12 protein-coding genes are annotated in these 13,317 nt (G+C 73.6%); 6 read left to right on the top strand and 6 right to left on the bottom strand.

From position 1 onward, the window contains the following. Positions 1-31 precede the first annotated feature (31 nt). The 3 genes from ABL57_RS03845 to ABL57_RS03835 are packed head-to-tail and all read right to left on the bottom strand — an operon-like array spanning position 32 to position 2,681. Positions 32-1,222, bottom strand: a complete 1,191-nt coding sequence (locus ABL57_RS03845; RefSeq protein ID WP_047802130.1) for an acetyl-CoA C-acetyltransferase — start codon at positions 1,220-1,222, stop codon at positions 32-34. After that, positions 1,219-1,941 carry a CoA transferase subunit B gene (locus tag ABL57_RS03840; RefSeq protein WP_047802129.1) on the bottom strand — a complete coding sequence of 241 codons (723 nt, stop codon included), beginning with the start codon at positions 1,939-1,941 and terminating at the stop codon, positions 1,219-1,221. The genes ABL57_RS03845 and ABL57_RS03840 overlap by 4 nt, the downstream gene beginning before the upstream one ends. Further along, positions 1,938-2,681, bottom strand: a complete 744-nt coding sequence (locus ABL57_RS03835) for a CoA transferase subunit A (protein ID WP_047802128.1) — start codon at positions 2,679-2,681, stop codon at positions 1,938-1,940. Before ABL57_RS03835 ends, ABL57_RS03840 begins: the two co-directional genes overlap by 4 nt. 143 nt (positions 2,682-2,824) lie before the next feature. Here ABL57_RS03835 and ABL57_RS03830 point away from each other — a divergent pair, with 143 nt between their 5' ends. Beyond that, positions 2,825-3,604, top strand: a complete 780-nt coding sequence (locus ABL57_RS03830) for an IclR family transcriptional regulator (RefSeq protein WP_047802135.1) — start codon at positions 2,825-2,827, stop codon at positions 3,602-3,604. Positions 3,605-3,620: 16 nt separating this feature from the next. Here the strand turns inward: ABL57_RS03830 and ABL57_RS03825 are convergent, their stop codons facing one another. Beyond that, entirely contained in the window at positions 3,621-4,376 is a 756-nt protein-coding gene (locus tag ABL57_RS03825) for a 3-hydroxybutyrate dehydrogenase (protein ID WP_047802127.1), read from the bottom strand. A gap of 290 nt (positions 4,377-4,666) precedes the next feature. On the opposite strand from ABL57_RS03825, the gene ABL57_RS03820 reads away from it, so the two are divergent. From ABL57_RS03820 to ABL57_RS03805, 4 genes are all read left to right on the top strand, one after another. Next, positions 4,667-5,884, top strand: coding sequence for a cobalamin-independent methionine synthase II family protein (locus ABL57_RS03820; RefSeq protein WP_047802126.1), 1,218 nt, complete (start codon positions 4,667-4,669; stop codon positions 5,882-5,884). A 74-nt stretch (positions 5,885-5,958) separates the two neighbouring features. Beyond that, complete coding sequence (locus ABL57_RS03815; RefSeq protein ID WP_047802125.1) at positions 5,959-7,176, top strand: cobalamin-independent methionine synthase II family protein; 1,218 nt, start codon at positions 5,959-5,961, stop codon at positions 7,174-7,176. A 252-nt stretch (positions 7,177-7,428) separates the two neighbouring features. Further along, the gene (locus ABL57_RS03810) at positions 7,429-8,838 is read left to right on the top strand and encodes an MFS transporter (RefSeq protein WP_047802124.1); all 1,410 of its coding nucleotides are present in this window, start codon (positions 7,429-7,431) and stop codon (positions 8,836-8,838) included. Positions 8,839-8,987: 149 nt separating this feature from the next. Continuing rightward, entirely contained in the window at positions 8,988-10,658 is a 1,671-nt protein-coding gene (locus ABL57_RS03805) for a thiamine pyrophosphate-binding protein (protein WP_047802123.1), read from the top strand. Between the two features lie 7 nt (positions 10,659-10,665). Here the strand turns inward: ABL57_RS03805 and ABL57_RS03800 are convergent, their stop codons facing one another. Then, positions 10,666-11,469: an alpha/beta fold hydrolase gene (locus ABL57_RS03800; protein ID WP_047802122.1), complete on the bottom strand. Its 804-nt coding sequence runs from the start codon at positions 11,467-11,469 to the stop codon at positions 10,666-10,668. An 88-nt stretch (positions 11,470-11,557) separates the two neighbouring features. On the opposite strand from ABL57_RS03800, the gene ABL57_RS03795 reads away from it, so the two are divergent. Beyond that, positions 11,558-12,871, top strand: coding sequence for a condensation domain-containing protein (locus ABL57_RS03795; RefSeq protein WP_047802121.1), 1,314 nt, complete (start codon positions 11,558-11,560; stop codon positions 12,869-12,871). On the opposite strand, the gene ABL57_RS03790 is transcribed toward ABL57_RS03795, so the two are convergent. Beyond that, positions 12,868-13,251, bottom strand: coding sequence for a DUF1622 domain-containing protein (locus ABL57_RS03790; RefSeq protein ID WP_047802120.1), 384 nt, complete (start codon positions 13,249-13,251; stop codon positions 12,868-12,870). The genes ABL57_RS03795 and ABL57_RS03790 overlap by 4 nt on opposite strands. Positions 13,252-13,317 lie beyond the last annotated feature (66 nt).

Here is a 13,317-nt window from a genome sequence, read left to right as displayed (position 1 = left end):
GCGCCGGACGCGGCCCGTGGGCGGAGCCGGGTCAGTCGCGGTGGAGCAGCAGCGCCTCGCCCTGGCCGCCGCCGCCGCAGAGGGAGACCGCGGCCTTGCCGGAGCCGCGGCGGGAGAGCTCGAGGGCCGCGTGCAGGGCCAGGCGCGCCCCGGAGGCGCCGATCGGGTGGCCCAGGGCCACGGCGCCGCCGTGGATGTTGGCCCGCTCCAGCGGGTAGTCGAGGTCCCGCAGGGACTGGATCAGCACGGACGCGAACGCCTCGTTGATCTCGATGAAGTCGAGGTCCTGCACGGACCACCCGGCCTTCTCGACGGCGGCCTCGATGGCCCGGGACGGCTGGGAGTGCAGGGACGTGTCGGGCCCGGCGACCTGGCCGGGGGCGCCGACGACGGCGAGGTGCTCCAGCCCGTGGCGCTCGGCGTAGGCCCGGCTGGTCAGCACCACGGCCGCCGCCCCGTCGGACAGCGGCGAGGAGTTGCCGGCGGTGATGGTCCCGTCCGCCGCGAACGCCGGCCGCAGGCTTCCCATGGACTCGGCCGTGGAGTCGGGCCGGATGCCCTGGTCGGAGTCGACCACGAGCGGGTCACCCTTGCGCTGCGGGATCGTCACCGGGGCGATCTCCTCGCGGAAGACGCCGTCGGCGGTGGCGCGGGCCGCGCGCCGGTGGCTCTGGGCCGCGACCTCGTCCTGCTCCGCGCGGGAGATGGACCGCTCGCCGTTGCCGGACTCGGTGAGCGAGCCCATGGACACGCAGGCGGCGACGTCCACGAGACCGTCCTTGGCCACGGAGTCCTCGAGTCGGAGGTCGCCGTAGCTCTTGCCCTGCCGCACGCCCGCGGCGAGGTGCGGGGCGTTGGTCATGGACTCCTGGCCGCCGGCCACGACGATCTCGGCCTCGCCGGCCCGGATCATCCGGGCGGCGTTGGTGATGGCCACGAGCCCGGAGAGGCACACCTTGTTGACGGTCTCGGCGGGCACCCGGAGCGGGATGCCGGCGGTGACCGCCGCCTGGCGGGCGGGGTTCTGGCCGGCACCGGCCTGCAGGACGTGGCCCATGATCACGTAGTCGACCTGCTCGGGGGTGAGCCCGGCCCGCTCGAGCGCGCACGTGATGGCGTGGGCGCCCAGCTGGGCCGCGGTGAGGGACGCCAGCTGCCCCAGGATCTTGCCCTGGGGCGTTCGGGCGCCGGACAGGATGACGACGTCGTTCGGGGTGTTCATCGGTTCTCCTCGGCAGCACCTGGTGCGGTGGACACGGTTGCGGCGGACACGGTTTCGGCGGGGACGCTCTCGGGGGTGACGTCCTGCAGCTCGGTGCGGAAGGACGCCTCGGTCTTCGCGCGGACCTCGTCCTCGGTGACGCCCGGGGCGAGGCTGCGCAGCACGAGCCCGCCGTCCTCGACGTCGAAGACGCACAGGTCCGTGACGATGCGGTCGACCACGCCCACGCCGGTGAGCGGGAGGTCGCACTCGGTCCTGATCTTGGCCGAGCCGTCCTTGGTCACGTGCTCGGTCAGCACGACGACGCGCGGGGTGCCGGCGACGAGGTCCATGGCCCCGCCCATGCCCTTGACCATCTTGCCGGGGATCATCCAGTTGGCGAGGTCGCCCGAGCCGGAGACCTGCATGGCCCCGAGGATCGCGATCTTGACGTGGCCGCCGCGGATCATCCCGAAGGACGTGGCGGAGTCGAAGATCGAGGCCCCGGGCAGCAGCGTGATGGTCTGCTTGCCCGCGTTGATGAGGTCCGGGTCCTCCTCCCCCTCATAGGGGAAGGGGCCCATGCCGAGCACGCCGTTCTCAGACTGCAGCACCACGTTCACGCCCTCGGGCAGGTTGTTGGCCACCAGGGTGGGGATGCCGATGCCGAGGTTGACGTAGTCGCCGTCGGAGAGCTCCACGGCGGCGATCGCCGCCATCTCGTCGCGGGTCCAGCTCATGCCTGGTCTCCGTTCTGCGGGGAGGGCTGCCCGGCCGTGGCAGGGCGGGGGCGGACGGTGCGCTGCTCGATGTCCTTGGGCGCACCGCTGTACTGCACGACGTGCTGGACGTAGACGCCGGGGGTCACGACGTGGTCCGGGTGGATCTCGCCGACCGGCACGAGGTGCTCGACCTCGGCGACGGTGAGCTTCCCCGCGGTGGCGACGATCGGGTTGAAGTTGCGCGCGGTGTAGCGGTAGACGAGGTTGCCGTCGGTGTCACCGGTGTGGGCGTGCACCAGGGCGATGTCCGCGACGATGCCGCGCTCCTGCACGTAGGTCTCGCCGTCGAACTCGGCGTGCGGCTTGCCCTCGGCCACGAGGGTGCCGACCCCGGTCCTCGTGTAGAAGGCCGGGATGCCCGCACCGCCGGCCCGGAGCCGCTCGGCGAGCGTGCCCTGCGGATTGAACTCGACCTCGAGCTCGCCGTCCAGGTACTGCTGGGCGAAGAGCTTGTTCTCGCCCACGTAGGAGGCGAGCACCTTCGTCACCTGGTGGTTCTCCAGCAGCACCCCGAGGCCCTTGCCGTCCACGCCCATGTTGTTGGAGACCACCGTGAGACCGGTGACCCCGGAGTCGCGGACCGCCTCGATGAGGTCCCGCGGGATCCCGCCGAGCCCGAACCCGCCGACGGCGAGCGTCATGCCGTCCCGCAGCTGCTCCGCCAGCAGCCCGGCGGCGTTGTCGATGACCTTGGACACCCTTGTCCCTTCCTGTCGGTGATCTGTGACCCAGGACTCAATCTAGGAACACCCCACATACCGGTCAACCGGTGCGCCGGGATCCCGCGGGCTTTCCTCAGCATCCGGCCATCAGGTCCCGCAATGTCCATATAGTGGAGTTCATGACGGGAAAGGTCGGGGCCGGCGCGGGCACCCAGGTGGTCCACCGCGTCGCGCAGCTGCTGCGCGCCGTCGCGGGGCGGGAGCAGGGCAGCACCGTGGCGGAGCTGGCGGCGGCGACCGGGCTGACGCGCCCCACCGTGCACCGCCTCCTGACGGGCCTGGCCGAGGAGGGGCTCGTGGACCGCCCGGCCGGCAGCACGGCGTGGCAGCTCGGCCCGGAGCTCTACGTGCTGGGCGCGGTCGCGGCCCACCGCTACCCGATCCGGGAGCTGGCCGGACCGTCGCTGCGCCGGCTCGCCGAGGCCACGGGGGAGAGCGCGTTCCTCTCGGCCCGCCGCGGACCCGAGACCGTGTGCCTGGCCCGGATCGAGGGGGCCTTCCCGATCCGCTCCCACGTGCTGTACGAGGGCCTGCGGCTGCCGCTGGGCGTGGCCTCGGCGGGCCTGGCGGTCCTGGCCCACCTGCCGGACGCGGAGGTGGAGCGGATCCTCGCCGCCACGTCCGCCGCCCGCGCCGAGTGGGGCCCGCTGCACACCCCCGAGCGGATCCGCGAGCTGCTGGAGGACGTGCGGCGGGAGGGTTTCGCGGTGAACCCGGGACTGATCGTGGAGGGCAGCTGGGGCATGGCCGCGGCGGTCTTCGACACGACCGGCGCCCCCGTCTACGCCCTGAGCCTCACCGGGATCGAGCCCCGCTTCGCCGGGGAGCGCCGCGGGCTCCTGGGGCGGGCGCTGCTCACGGAGGCCCACCGGCTCTCCCGGGAGCTGGGCCACCGCTGAGCGGCTCCCGGCCCGCTCAGCGCGCCGTCCAGCCGCCGTCCATCGTGTAGGACGCGCCGGTGACCATGGCGGCGTGCGGTCCGGCCAGCCACGCCACGAGGCTGCCGACGTCCTCGGGCTCCACGAGCTTCTTCACCGGTGTCTCGCCGAGCATGATCCGCTCCACGACCTCGGCCTCGGGGATCCCGTGCACCCTGGCCTGGTCCGCGACCTGCTTCTCCACCAGCGGGGTGCGCACGTAGCCGGGGTTGACGCAGTTGCTGGTCACCCCGTGCGCCGCCCCCTCCAGGGCCACGGTCTTGGACAGCCCCTCGAGGCCGTGCTTGGCCGCGACGTAGGCGCTCTTGTAGGGGGAGGCCCGCAGCCCGTGCACGGAGGAGATGTTCACGACCCGCCCCCAGCCCCGCTCGTACATGTGCGGCAGGGCCGCGCGCACCAGCAGGAACGGGCTCTCGAGCATGAGCACGAGGATCCGGTGGAAGTCGGCGGGGTCGAAGTCCTGGATCGGGGCGACCTTCTGGATGCCGGCGTTGTTCACCAGCACGTCCACCTCCAGGCTCAGCCCGGCCAGCGCCGCGGTGTCGAGCAGGTCGACGCCCCACGCCCGCCCGTCGAGCTCGTCCGCGACCCGCTGCGCACCGGCCTCGTCGACGTCGGCGACCACCACGTGCGCCCCGGCGCCCGCCAGGGCCCGGGCCGCGGCCAGCCCGATGCCGCTCGCTCCACCGGTCACCAGCGCGGTGCGGCCCTCGAGGCCGTGGTCCTGGAACATGGGGAACCTTCCTTCCGTCCGCCGCGCCCACAGGGTCCGGGGCACCGGTCACCGTCACGGTATGTGATCCGGAGCACGACGGCGAGCAGGGACCCGCGCGTCACGCGGCGTCATGCCCGTCACGCGGCTCCCGAATGGCGCAACGTCCGGGCCGTGGGATTGGATGGGGTCGTCACCATCCAGAGCGGCCGAGAGACCTGGCTCGACGACGCCGCAGCAACCCGCACGGACGGCCCCCGCGCCCTCCGCCCCGGTGCTACCGCCAGGACCGATGGAAAGGACAGCGCCCCATGCTGCACAGTGCCGACCGCATCCTCACGTCCCACGCCGGGTCCCTCCCCCGGACCCCGGAGCTGCTGCAGGCCAACGAGGCCCGCCTCCCGGGCGCGGCCGGTACCGAGGAGTTCGACCGCCTGCTGCGGGACGCCGTCGTGGACGTCGTGCGCCGCCAGCGCGAGGCCGGCATCGACGTGGTCAACGACGGCGAGTACGGCCACGCGATGACCCGCTCGGTGGACTACGGCGCGTGGTGGACCTACTCCTTCGACCGCACGGGCGGGCTCGGGATCGTCGACGACAACGACATCCACGTCCCGAAGCGCTCCGCCCCCGGCAGCGTGGTGCTCACGAGCTTCCTGGACCGGCGGGACCTCACCGCCTTCCACGACGCGTACACGGACCCCTCCTCCGGCATCCACCTGGCCGACCCGGACCTGCCGCCGCCCGTGTTCCCGGCGGCGACCGGCCCGCTCTCCTACACCGGCCACGCCGCGGTGGCCTCCGACGTCGCGGGCCTCACCGCCGCGCTGCGGGAGACGGGGGCGGCCGAGGGCTTCGTCGCCGCCCTCTCCCCCGGCTCCGCCGCGCGGATCGGCAACCACCACTACGGCAGCGAGGAGGAGTTCCTCTACGCGTGGGCGGACGTGCTGCGCGAGGAGTACACCGCGATCCTCGACGCCGGCCTGGTGCTGCAGATCGACGACCCCTCCATCGCCGAGTCCTGGGACCAGATCAACCCGGAGCCGGCCGTCGAGGACTACCGGCGCTTCGTCCAGGTCCGGGTGGAGGCCCTCAACCACGCCCTGCGCGGGCTGCCGCAGGACCGGATCCGCTTCCACCTGTGCTGGGGCTCCTGGCACGGCCCGCACACCACGGACCTCGAGTTCCGACACCTGGTGGACCTGCTGCTGTCGATCGACGCGGGCGCCTACTCCTTCGAGGGCGCCAACGCCCGGCACGAGCACGAGTGGAAGGTCTGGGAGGACCACGCACTGCCCGAGGGCAAACTGATCCTGCCCGGCGTGGTCTCGCACGCCACCAACGTCGTGGAGCACCCCGAGCTCGTCGCCGACCGGATCGAGCGCTATGCGAGGCTCGTGGGGCGCGAGAACGTCATCGCCTCGACCGACTGCGGCCTGGGCGGGCGGGTGCACCCGCAGATCGCGTGGGCGAAGCTCGAGACGCTCGCCCGCGGCGCCGAGATCGCCTCGCGCCGGCTCTGGGCCTGAGCGCCCGCCCGCCCCCGCCCTCGCCGCTCTTCCCCGCCACCCTTCCCCGCTGCCCCACTCCGAGGAGCACCTCCATGACCCTGCAGAACACCGACCGCGTGCAGACCACCCATGTGGGCTCCCTGCCCCGGACCCCCCGCCTCCTGGAGGCCAACCGGCAGCACGCCCAGGGGGCGATCACGTTCGAGCAGCTCACGGACGAGCTCGCCACGGGCGTCGAGGACGTCGTGCGGCGCCAGCGGGAGACCGGCGTGGACGTCGTCAACGACGGCGAGTACGGGCACACGATGTCCAGCGCCGTCGACTACGGGGCCTGGTGGAACTACTCCTTCTCGCGCCTCGGAGGGCTGACGCCCACGGACGAGGACCGGTGGGCGTCCACGGAGCGCCGCCGCTCCTCGCCCGGACACGTGGTGCTCACCAGCTTCCCGGACCGCCGGGACCGGGAGCGGTTCCGGGAGGCGTACGAGGACCCGGCGTCGGGCATCCTCACCGGGCGCTCCTCGACCGCGCAGCCGAAGATCACCGGGCCGCTGACCTACACCGGCCAGGAGGCGGTGGCCTCCGACGTCCGCAACTTCAAGGCCGCCATGGCGGCCACGGGCGCGGAGACCGGGTTCGTCGCCGCGCTGTCCCCCGGCTCCTGCGCGCGCGTGACCAACGAGTACTACCGGACCGACGAGGAGCTCGTGTACGCGTGCGCCGACGCGATGCGGGAGGAGTACCTGGCGATCACCGGCGCCGGGCTGATCGTGCAGATCGACGACCCCTCCATCGCGGAGTCCTGGGACCAGGTCAACCCGGAGCCCACGGTGGAGGACTACCTGGCCTTCACCCGGCTGCGCGTCGAGGCCCTCAACCACGCGCTGCGCGGGATCCCCGAGGAGCAGGTGCGCTTCCACCTGTGCTGGGGCTCCTGGCACGGCCCGCACACCACGGACCTCGAGCTCGAGCACCTCGTGGACCTCATGCTGACCATCGAGGCCGGCGGCTACACCTTCGAGGGCGCCTCCGCCCGCCACGCCCACGAGTGGAAGGCCTGGAAGGAGCACCCGCTGCCCGAGGGCCGGGTGATCATCCCCGGAGTGGTCTCCCACTCCACGAACGTCGTGGAGCACCCCGAGCTCGTCGCGGACCGGATCGAGCAGTTCGCCTCGGTGGTCGGCCGGGAGAACGTCGTCGCCTCGACCGACTGCGGACTGGGCGGACGGCTGCACCCGCAGATCGCCTGGGCCAAGCTGGAGTCCCTCACGGCCGGCGCACGCCTGGCCTCGGAGCGGCTGTACGGCTGAGCGGATCCCGGCCGGGCCGCAGGAGCACCCGGACGGCAGGCGCATCCACGGCCGTCCGTGCCCGGCCGATTCTCAGCCCCCTCGCCGACGGGCGGGCTCCGTCACAATACCGGCGCGGCATCCGATCGTGGTGCATCCATAGTGACAGGTGTCACTTTCCTCCGTAGGATCTCCTTGAACTACCGAACGTTCGGTTATTAGGCGTTCGGTTCCGCCGAGGACGACCCCGTCCCCGACCACACTGGAGATCCCATGGCGCACGCTGACACCGCCCCGGCAGGGCGGCACGAGATGTCCCACGAGGAGCGCAAGGTCCTCGCGGGCACGCTCGTGGGCACCACCATCGAGTGGTACGACTTCTTCATCTACGCCCAGGCGGCCGCCTTCGTCCTGGCCCCGCTCTTCTTCGAGCCGCTGGAGTCCGCCAACGCCGGCCTCGCCCAGGTCGTCGCCTGGGCCTCGCTGGGCATCAGCTTCCTGTTCCGCCCGCTGGGCGCCGTCGTCGCCGGCCACCTGGGCGACAAGTACGGTCGCAAGATCGTCCTCGTCCTCACCCTGGTGGGGATGGGCGCCGCGACCATGCTGATCGGCCTGCTGCCCACCTACGCCACCATCGGCATCTGGGCCCCGATCCTGCTCATCCTCTTCCGCGTGATCCAGGGCTTCTCGGCCGGCGGCGAGTGGGGCGGTGCGGCCCTGATGTCCGTGGAGCACGCCCCGCGGCACAAGCGCGGCCTGTTCGGAGCCTATCCGCAGATCGGCGTGCCGATCGGCATGCTGCTGGCCACGGGCTTCATGTTCGCGCTCACCTCGATGATGTCCCCCGAGGACTTCCAGGCCTGGGGCTGGCGCATTCCGTTCCTCTCCTCCGTGGCGCTGATCATCGTGGGCTACCTGATCCGCAAGGCCGTGGACGAGTCCCCGGTGTTCAAGGAGATGCAGCTGCGCAAGAAGGAGTCCTCCGCTCCCCTGGGGCAGCTGTTCAAGAAGAACTCCAAGCAGGTCACCCTCGCGGCGCTGATCTTCGCCGCCAACAACGCCGCCGGCTACCTGGTCATCGCCTTCTTCGCCTCCTACGGCGCCAAGTCCCTGGGCATGGACCGCTCCGCGACCCTGATCGCGTCCCTCATCGGCGGCCTCGGATGGCTCGTGTTCACGATGCTCGGCGGTGCGATGTCGGACAAGGTCGGGCGTGTGCGCACCTTCCAGATCGGCTACGTCGTCATCATCCTGTGGGCGGTGCCCATGTGGTTCCTGCTCGACACCGGGGTCACCTGGATCTTCGCCGCGGCCATCGTGGTCCTCACCCTCGGCCTCGGCCTCTCCTACGGCCCGCAGTCCGCGCTCTACGCCGAGATGTTCCCGGCCCGCGTGCGCTACTCCGGCGTCTCGATCGGCTACGCGCTCGGCTCCATCATCGGCGGCGCCTTCGCCCCGATGATCGCCCAGCTGCTGCTCAACGAGACCGGGATCTCCTGGACCATCGGCGTGTACATCGCCGTCCTGGCGATCATCTCGCTCGTCGCGGTCTCCATGGTGCCCAAGAGCATCCAGGGCATCGACCTGCACGTGCAGGACGTGCACCGGGACTACGTCTCCGAGCACCCCGAGGCCGCCGAGATCCTCGCGTCCGCGGAGTCCGCCGAGAAGCGGCGCGACTGACCGAGCGGCCCCCGGCCGCGCACCGAGCCGCCCGCCGGCACCCCCACGGGTGCCGGCGGGCGGCTCCACCCGTGCAGGACCTCCCCGAGCACATCCCGCCCCCTCACCCCGGGGGCTCCGCCCCGAGCCCCGCCGAAAGGACCCCGCCCATGACCACCGACCTCTCGCTGCCCACGGTCTCGACCGCCGTCGCAGAGGTGATCGCCGCGCGCACCGATCACCTGTTCGGGCTGATGGGCAACGGCAACGCCCATCTGATCAGCCACCTCACCAGCCGCGGGTTCGGCTTCACCTCCGCCCGGCACGAGGCCGCCACGGTGACCATGGCCGATGCCTACCACCGGGCCACCGGCCGGACCGGGGCGGCCACCACGACCTACGGGGCCGGGTTCACCAACACCTACACCGCCCTGGCCGAGGCCCGCCTGGCCCGCATCCCCCTGGTCCTCGTCGTCGGTGAGGCCCCCACCACGGGGCGGCGGCCCTCCGACATCGACCAGACCGCCGCGGCCGCCGCGGTGGGAGTCACCACCCTGGTCGCCACCCCCGGAAACGCGGTGGCGATCACCCACCGGGCCTTCGACCTGGCCGCCCGCACCGTGCAGCCGGTGGTGCTGGCCATCCCCTACGACTGCGCCACCGCCGCCCTGACCGAGCCGGTGGACCTGGAGCCGCTGCCGGCCAAGGACACCTGGATCGCACCGGCCGAGGAGCTGGACCGGATCGCGGGACTGCTGCGCGCCGCCGACCGCCCGCTGATCCTGGCCGGGCGCGGGGTCCTGCTGGCCGGGGCCGCCGCATCGCTGCAGGAGCTCGGCGACCGGCTCGGGGCCCTGTTCATGACCTCGGTGATGGCCACCAACGCCGTGGACTCCCCCTGGAACCTCGGCATCGCCGGAGGCTTCACCCGCGACCACCGCCTGGCCACCGCCCGCCAGGCCGATCTGGTGCTGGTGGCCGGGGCGAGCCTGAACGCCTTCCAGTCCCGCTACGGCACCCTCTTCGCCGAAGGCACCCGGATGATCCGCATCGACAACGAACCCGCCGAGGCGGTCGCCCACCCGGCCGTCACCGACTACCTCCGCGCCGACCTCGGAGTGGCCCTGGCCGGGCTGCTGGCCCGCACCCCGGCCACCGACCCGGCCACCACCTGGCGGGCGGGCGCCCCCGAGGTCGCCGGGGAGACCTACCGCTCCTCGGCCCCGGTGGAGGACCCGGCCGAGTTCGGCCCCGACGGCCGGCTCAACCCCCGCGCGGTGGTCGCCGCCCTGGAGGACATCCTCCCGAAGCAGCGCTCGGTGGTGATGGACGGGGGCCACTTCATCGGCTGGGCCCCGATGTACCTCACCGTCCCGGACCCCCAGGCCATGGTCCTGGTCGGCACCGCCTTCCAGTCCATCGGCCTGGGCTTCGGCGCCGCCGCCGGGGTCTCGATCGCCCGCCCCGAACGCACCACCGTGTTCGTCACCGGCGACGGCGGCGGGCTGATGGGCCTGGCCGACCTCGAGACCTTCCTGCGCGCCACCACCCGCGGGGTGATCGTGGTGCTCAACGACTCCGCCTACGGCGCCGAGCTGCACCAGTACGCCGCCAAAGGCCTGGACCCCACCGCGATGCTCATCGACGAGGTCGACTTCGCCGCCCTGGCCCAGGCGATGGGCGCAACCGGGACCAAGGCCACCACCCTGGCCGACCTCGCCGCGCTCACCGACTGGCTGAACACCCACGACGAGGGCGTCTTCGTCCTCGACGTGGCCATCTCCCAACAGGTCGTGGCCGAGTTCATGACCGCCTCCCTCACCGCCGGCAAACGGCTCTGACCCCCGCTCAGTCCGCCCCGCCGCCCCGGGGACCCGCCTCCACCGCCCGCACGAAGTCCGCGCACCGGCCCGGCCACCGCGCCAGCTCACCGGGGGTGCCCGCCACGTGCAGGGCGTCCCCGGGCAGGGCCGCGCGCAGCGCCCGGGCGGTCGACAGCGGATGGGTGGGGTCCTCCGACCAGGCCAGCACCAGGGTCGGCAGCCCGATCCGGGCCAGCTCCTCGACCGGCGGCAGATCGGTGGCGGCGGCACCGCGCAGCACGGTGGGGAGCAGGGAGGGGTCGATGCGCGGCGGGTGCGTCCCGCGGTCGGCCACGGCCGGCGGGCGGGGAGCGGCCCGCCCCGCCCGGAGGTAGGCCTCCAGGCCGTGCCGCTCCACCAGCTCCGCCCCCCGCCGGTAGGCCGCCGCCTGGCCGCGGCGGGAGGCCCACGCCGTGGACGGCACGCACAGGGTGAGGGAGCGGAAGCGCTCGGGCCGGGCCAGGGCGGCGTACAGGAGGGTGGCCGCACCCATGGACGGGCCGATGCCGTGCACCGGCTCCCCGGGCACCACGGCGTCCAGCAGGTCCAGCAGGTCCGCGGCCAGGCGCGGCCAGGCCCAGTCCGCCGCCACCGGCTCCGCCGCGGAGCGCCCGTGCCCGCGGGCGTCGAAGCGCACCGCACGGTGCCCGGCCAGTCCGGAGGCCAGGTCCAGGCCCCCGGCGGCGTTGGAGGCCCGGTCGGACAGCAGCCCGTGCAGCTGCACCACCGGGGGGCCGGAACCGGTCACGTCGTAGGCCAGTCGGCAGCGGTCGAGGTCGAGCGTCGGCATGCGGCCACGCTACGCCTGCATCGTGGACGCCGCTGGACCGCACACGCGTCCCGGGTGAGACTGCCCCTGACGCGATCGAGAGGTGCCCATGCGGCTGACCAACATCACGCACGCCCGGCTGCCCGAGGGGCGGCTCTCCAGCTGCACGGTCCCGGTCACGCGCACCGGCCGGCGGCTGCCGGTGTCCTTCGACCAGGGCATGCACGTGGGCGCCGGCTCCCGCCCGGGGACGTGGATGGGCGTGGCCCTGGAGCTGCCGGCCCCGGTCCTGCACGAGGACCTGGGCCGCGCCTGGGCCGGTGTCGTGGCCCGCCACCACACGCTGCGCACCGTGTTCTCCACCGGCGACGACGGCGGCGTCCGGCTGCACGAGGCCCGCGACGCCGCGCAACCGCTGTGGGCCCGCCACGACGTCGGCCCGGCCGGGACGCGGGCGGCCCTGCAGGAGCTGGTCGACGGCGCCTGTGCGCCCCTGGCCCGGCCCTCCCACCGGCTGTGCCTGGTCGAGCCGCCGGACGGGCCGGTCGTCGTCGTGCTCGCCGCCGACCACGCCCACGTGGACGCGTGGTCCCTGCCCGTGCTCGCGCGCGACCTGCTCGACGCCCTGGCCGACGTCCGCGCCGGGCGCCCGCCCGGCACCGACCGGCCCCCGGCGGCCTCCTTCGCCGAGCACACGCGCGAGCTGGCGGCCCGCCCCGCGGCCCCGGCCCGGGTCGCGCAGCGGTGGGGGCGGATCCTCGCCGACGGCGGGGGCACCATGCCGGTCTTCCCGCTCCCGCTGGGCGACCTCGCGCACCCGGCGCCCGAGACCGTGACCACCCGTGAGGTCCTCGGCGCCCGCGCGCTGGCCCGCCTGGAGGCCCGCGCCGAGGCGCTCGGGGTGCGGCTGCTGGCCCTGCTGGTGTCGGTGCTGACGCGGGCGACCCTGGAGCTGGCCGGGCGGCCGCTGCGCGCGGTGCTGCCCGTGCACAGCCGCACCGACCCGCGGTGGCGTGACGCCGTGGGCTGGTTCATCACCAACTCGGTGCTCGAGTGCGCCGACGCCGACCCCCGGGCCGGACGGGCCGCCGTGCGCGAGGCCCTGGAGCTGGGCTCGCACGCGCTGGAGCCGATCCTGCGCCCGCACGGCGGCATGCCCGTCCCCGCGGGCATGTTCATGCTCTCCTACATGGACTACCGGCGCCTCCCGGTGAGCCTGCCGGCGGAGCTGCGGGCCCAGCACGTCTCCGCCTCGGCCCCGACCACGGGCGTGCAGGTCTGGTTCGTGGTCGGCGCGGACGGTCTGCACCTGCGGGCCCGCTTCCCCGGCACCCCGGCGGCCCGGTCCTCCGTGGAGGCCTGGCTCACCGCGGTCGGCGAGGGGCTGCGCGCGGAGGCGTCCGCCACGCCCCGGGAGCGCTAGGACGCGGCGGGCCCGGCGGCCGGGGCGGCCGCCTCCGGCTCCTTCTGCCACGGCCAACGCCCGGTGATCTCGAGCTCCAGGGACCAGCTGAGGAAGGTGCGCACCAGCACGATCAGGGCCAGCACGCCCACGGACTCGAACGTGGGGGTGATCGCCACGGTCCGGATGATGTCCGCGGCCACGAGCAGCTCCAGGCCCAGCAGGATCGAGCGGCCGAGGCGCTGCCGGTAGTTCACGTAGGCGTCGTGGCTTCCGTCCCGGCGGCCCAGCAGCTCCCGCACGGCCAGCAGGGACGCCACCACCGCCCCGATGACGATCGCGACGACCCCGGCGACGTCGACGACCTCCCCGACGAGCTCCATGGACTCCCGGAACGACATCCTGCACCTCCGTGACCCCGGCGGCGGACGCCGGATCGTGTCTGCACTGTGCGTGCGCTGAACTTC

This window comes from Kocuria sp. SM24M-10 (genome assembly GCF_001027955.1).
GTDB lineage: Bacteria > Actinomycetota > Actinomycetes > Actinomycetales > Micrococcaceae > Kocuria > Kocuria oceani.
This window is presented reverse-complemented; position numbering and strand designations above follow the sequence as displayed.

Coding starts and splice junctions, on each gene's coding strand:
- ABL57_RS03820 (WP_047802126.1), top strand. CDS start 4,667: ATGCTGCACAGTGCCGACCGCATCCTCACGTCCCACGCCGGGTCCCTC.
- ABL57_RS03840 (WP_047802129.1), bottom strand. CDS start 1,941: ATGAGCTGGACCCGCGACGAGATGGCGGCGATCGCCGCCGTGGAGCTC.
- ABL57_RS03810 (WP_047802124.1), top strand. CDS start 7,429: ATGGCGCACGCTGACACCGCCCCGGCAGGGCGGCACGAGATGTCCCAC.
- ABL57_RS03805 (WP_047802123.1), top strand. CDS start 8,988: ATGACCACCGACCTCTCGCTGCCCACGGTCTCGACCGCCGTCGCAGAG.
- ABL57_RS03800 (WP_047802122.1), bottom strand. CDS start 11,469: ATGCCGACGCTCGACCTCGACCGCTGCCGACTGGCCTACGACGTGACC.
- ABL57_RS03830 (WP_047802135.1), top strand. CDS start 2,825: ATGACGGGAAAGGTCGGGGCCGGCGCGGGCACCCAGGTGGTCCACCGC.
- ABL57_RS03795 (WP_047802121.1), top strand. CDS start 11,558: ATGCGGCTGACCAACATCACGCACGCCCGGCTGCCCGAGGGGCGGCTC.
- ABL57_RS03845 (WP_047802130.1), bottom strand. CDS start 1,222: ATGAACACCCCGAACGACGTCGTCATCCTGTCCGGCGCCCGAACGCCC.
- ABL57_RS03815 (WP_047802125.1), top strand. CDS start 5,959: ATGACCCTGCAGAACACCGACCGCGTGCAGACCACCCATGTGGGCTCC.
- ABL57_RS03825 (WP_047802127.1), bottom strand. CDS start 4,376: ATGTTCCAGGACCACGGCCTCGAGGGCCGCACCGCGCTGGTGACCGGT.
- ABL57_RS03790 (WP_047802120.1), bottom strand. CDS start 13,251: ATGTCGTTCCGGGAGTCCATGGAGCTCGTCGGGGAGGTCGTCGACGTC.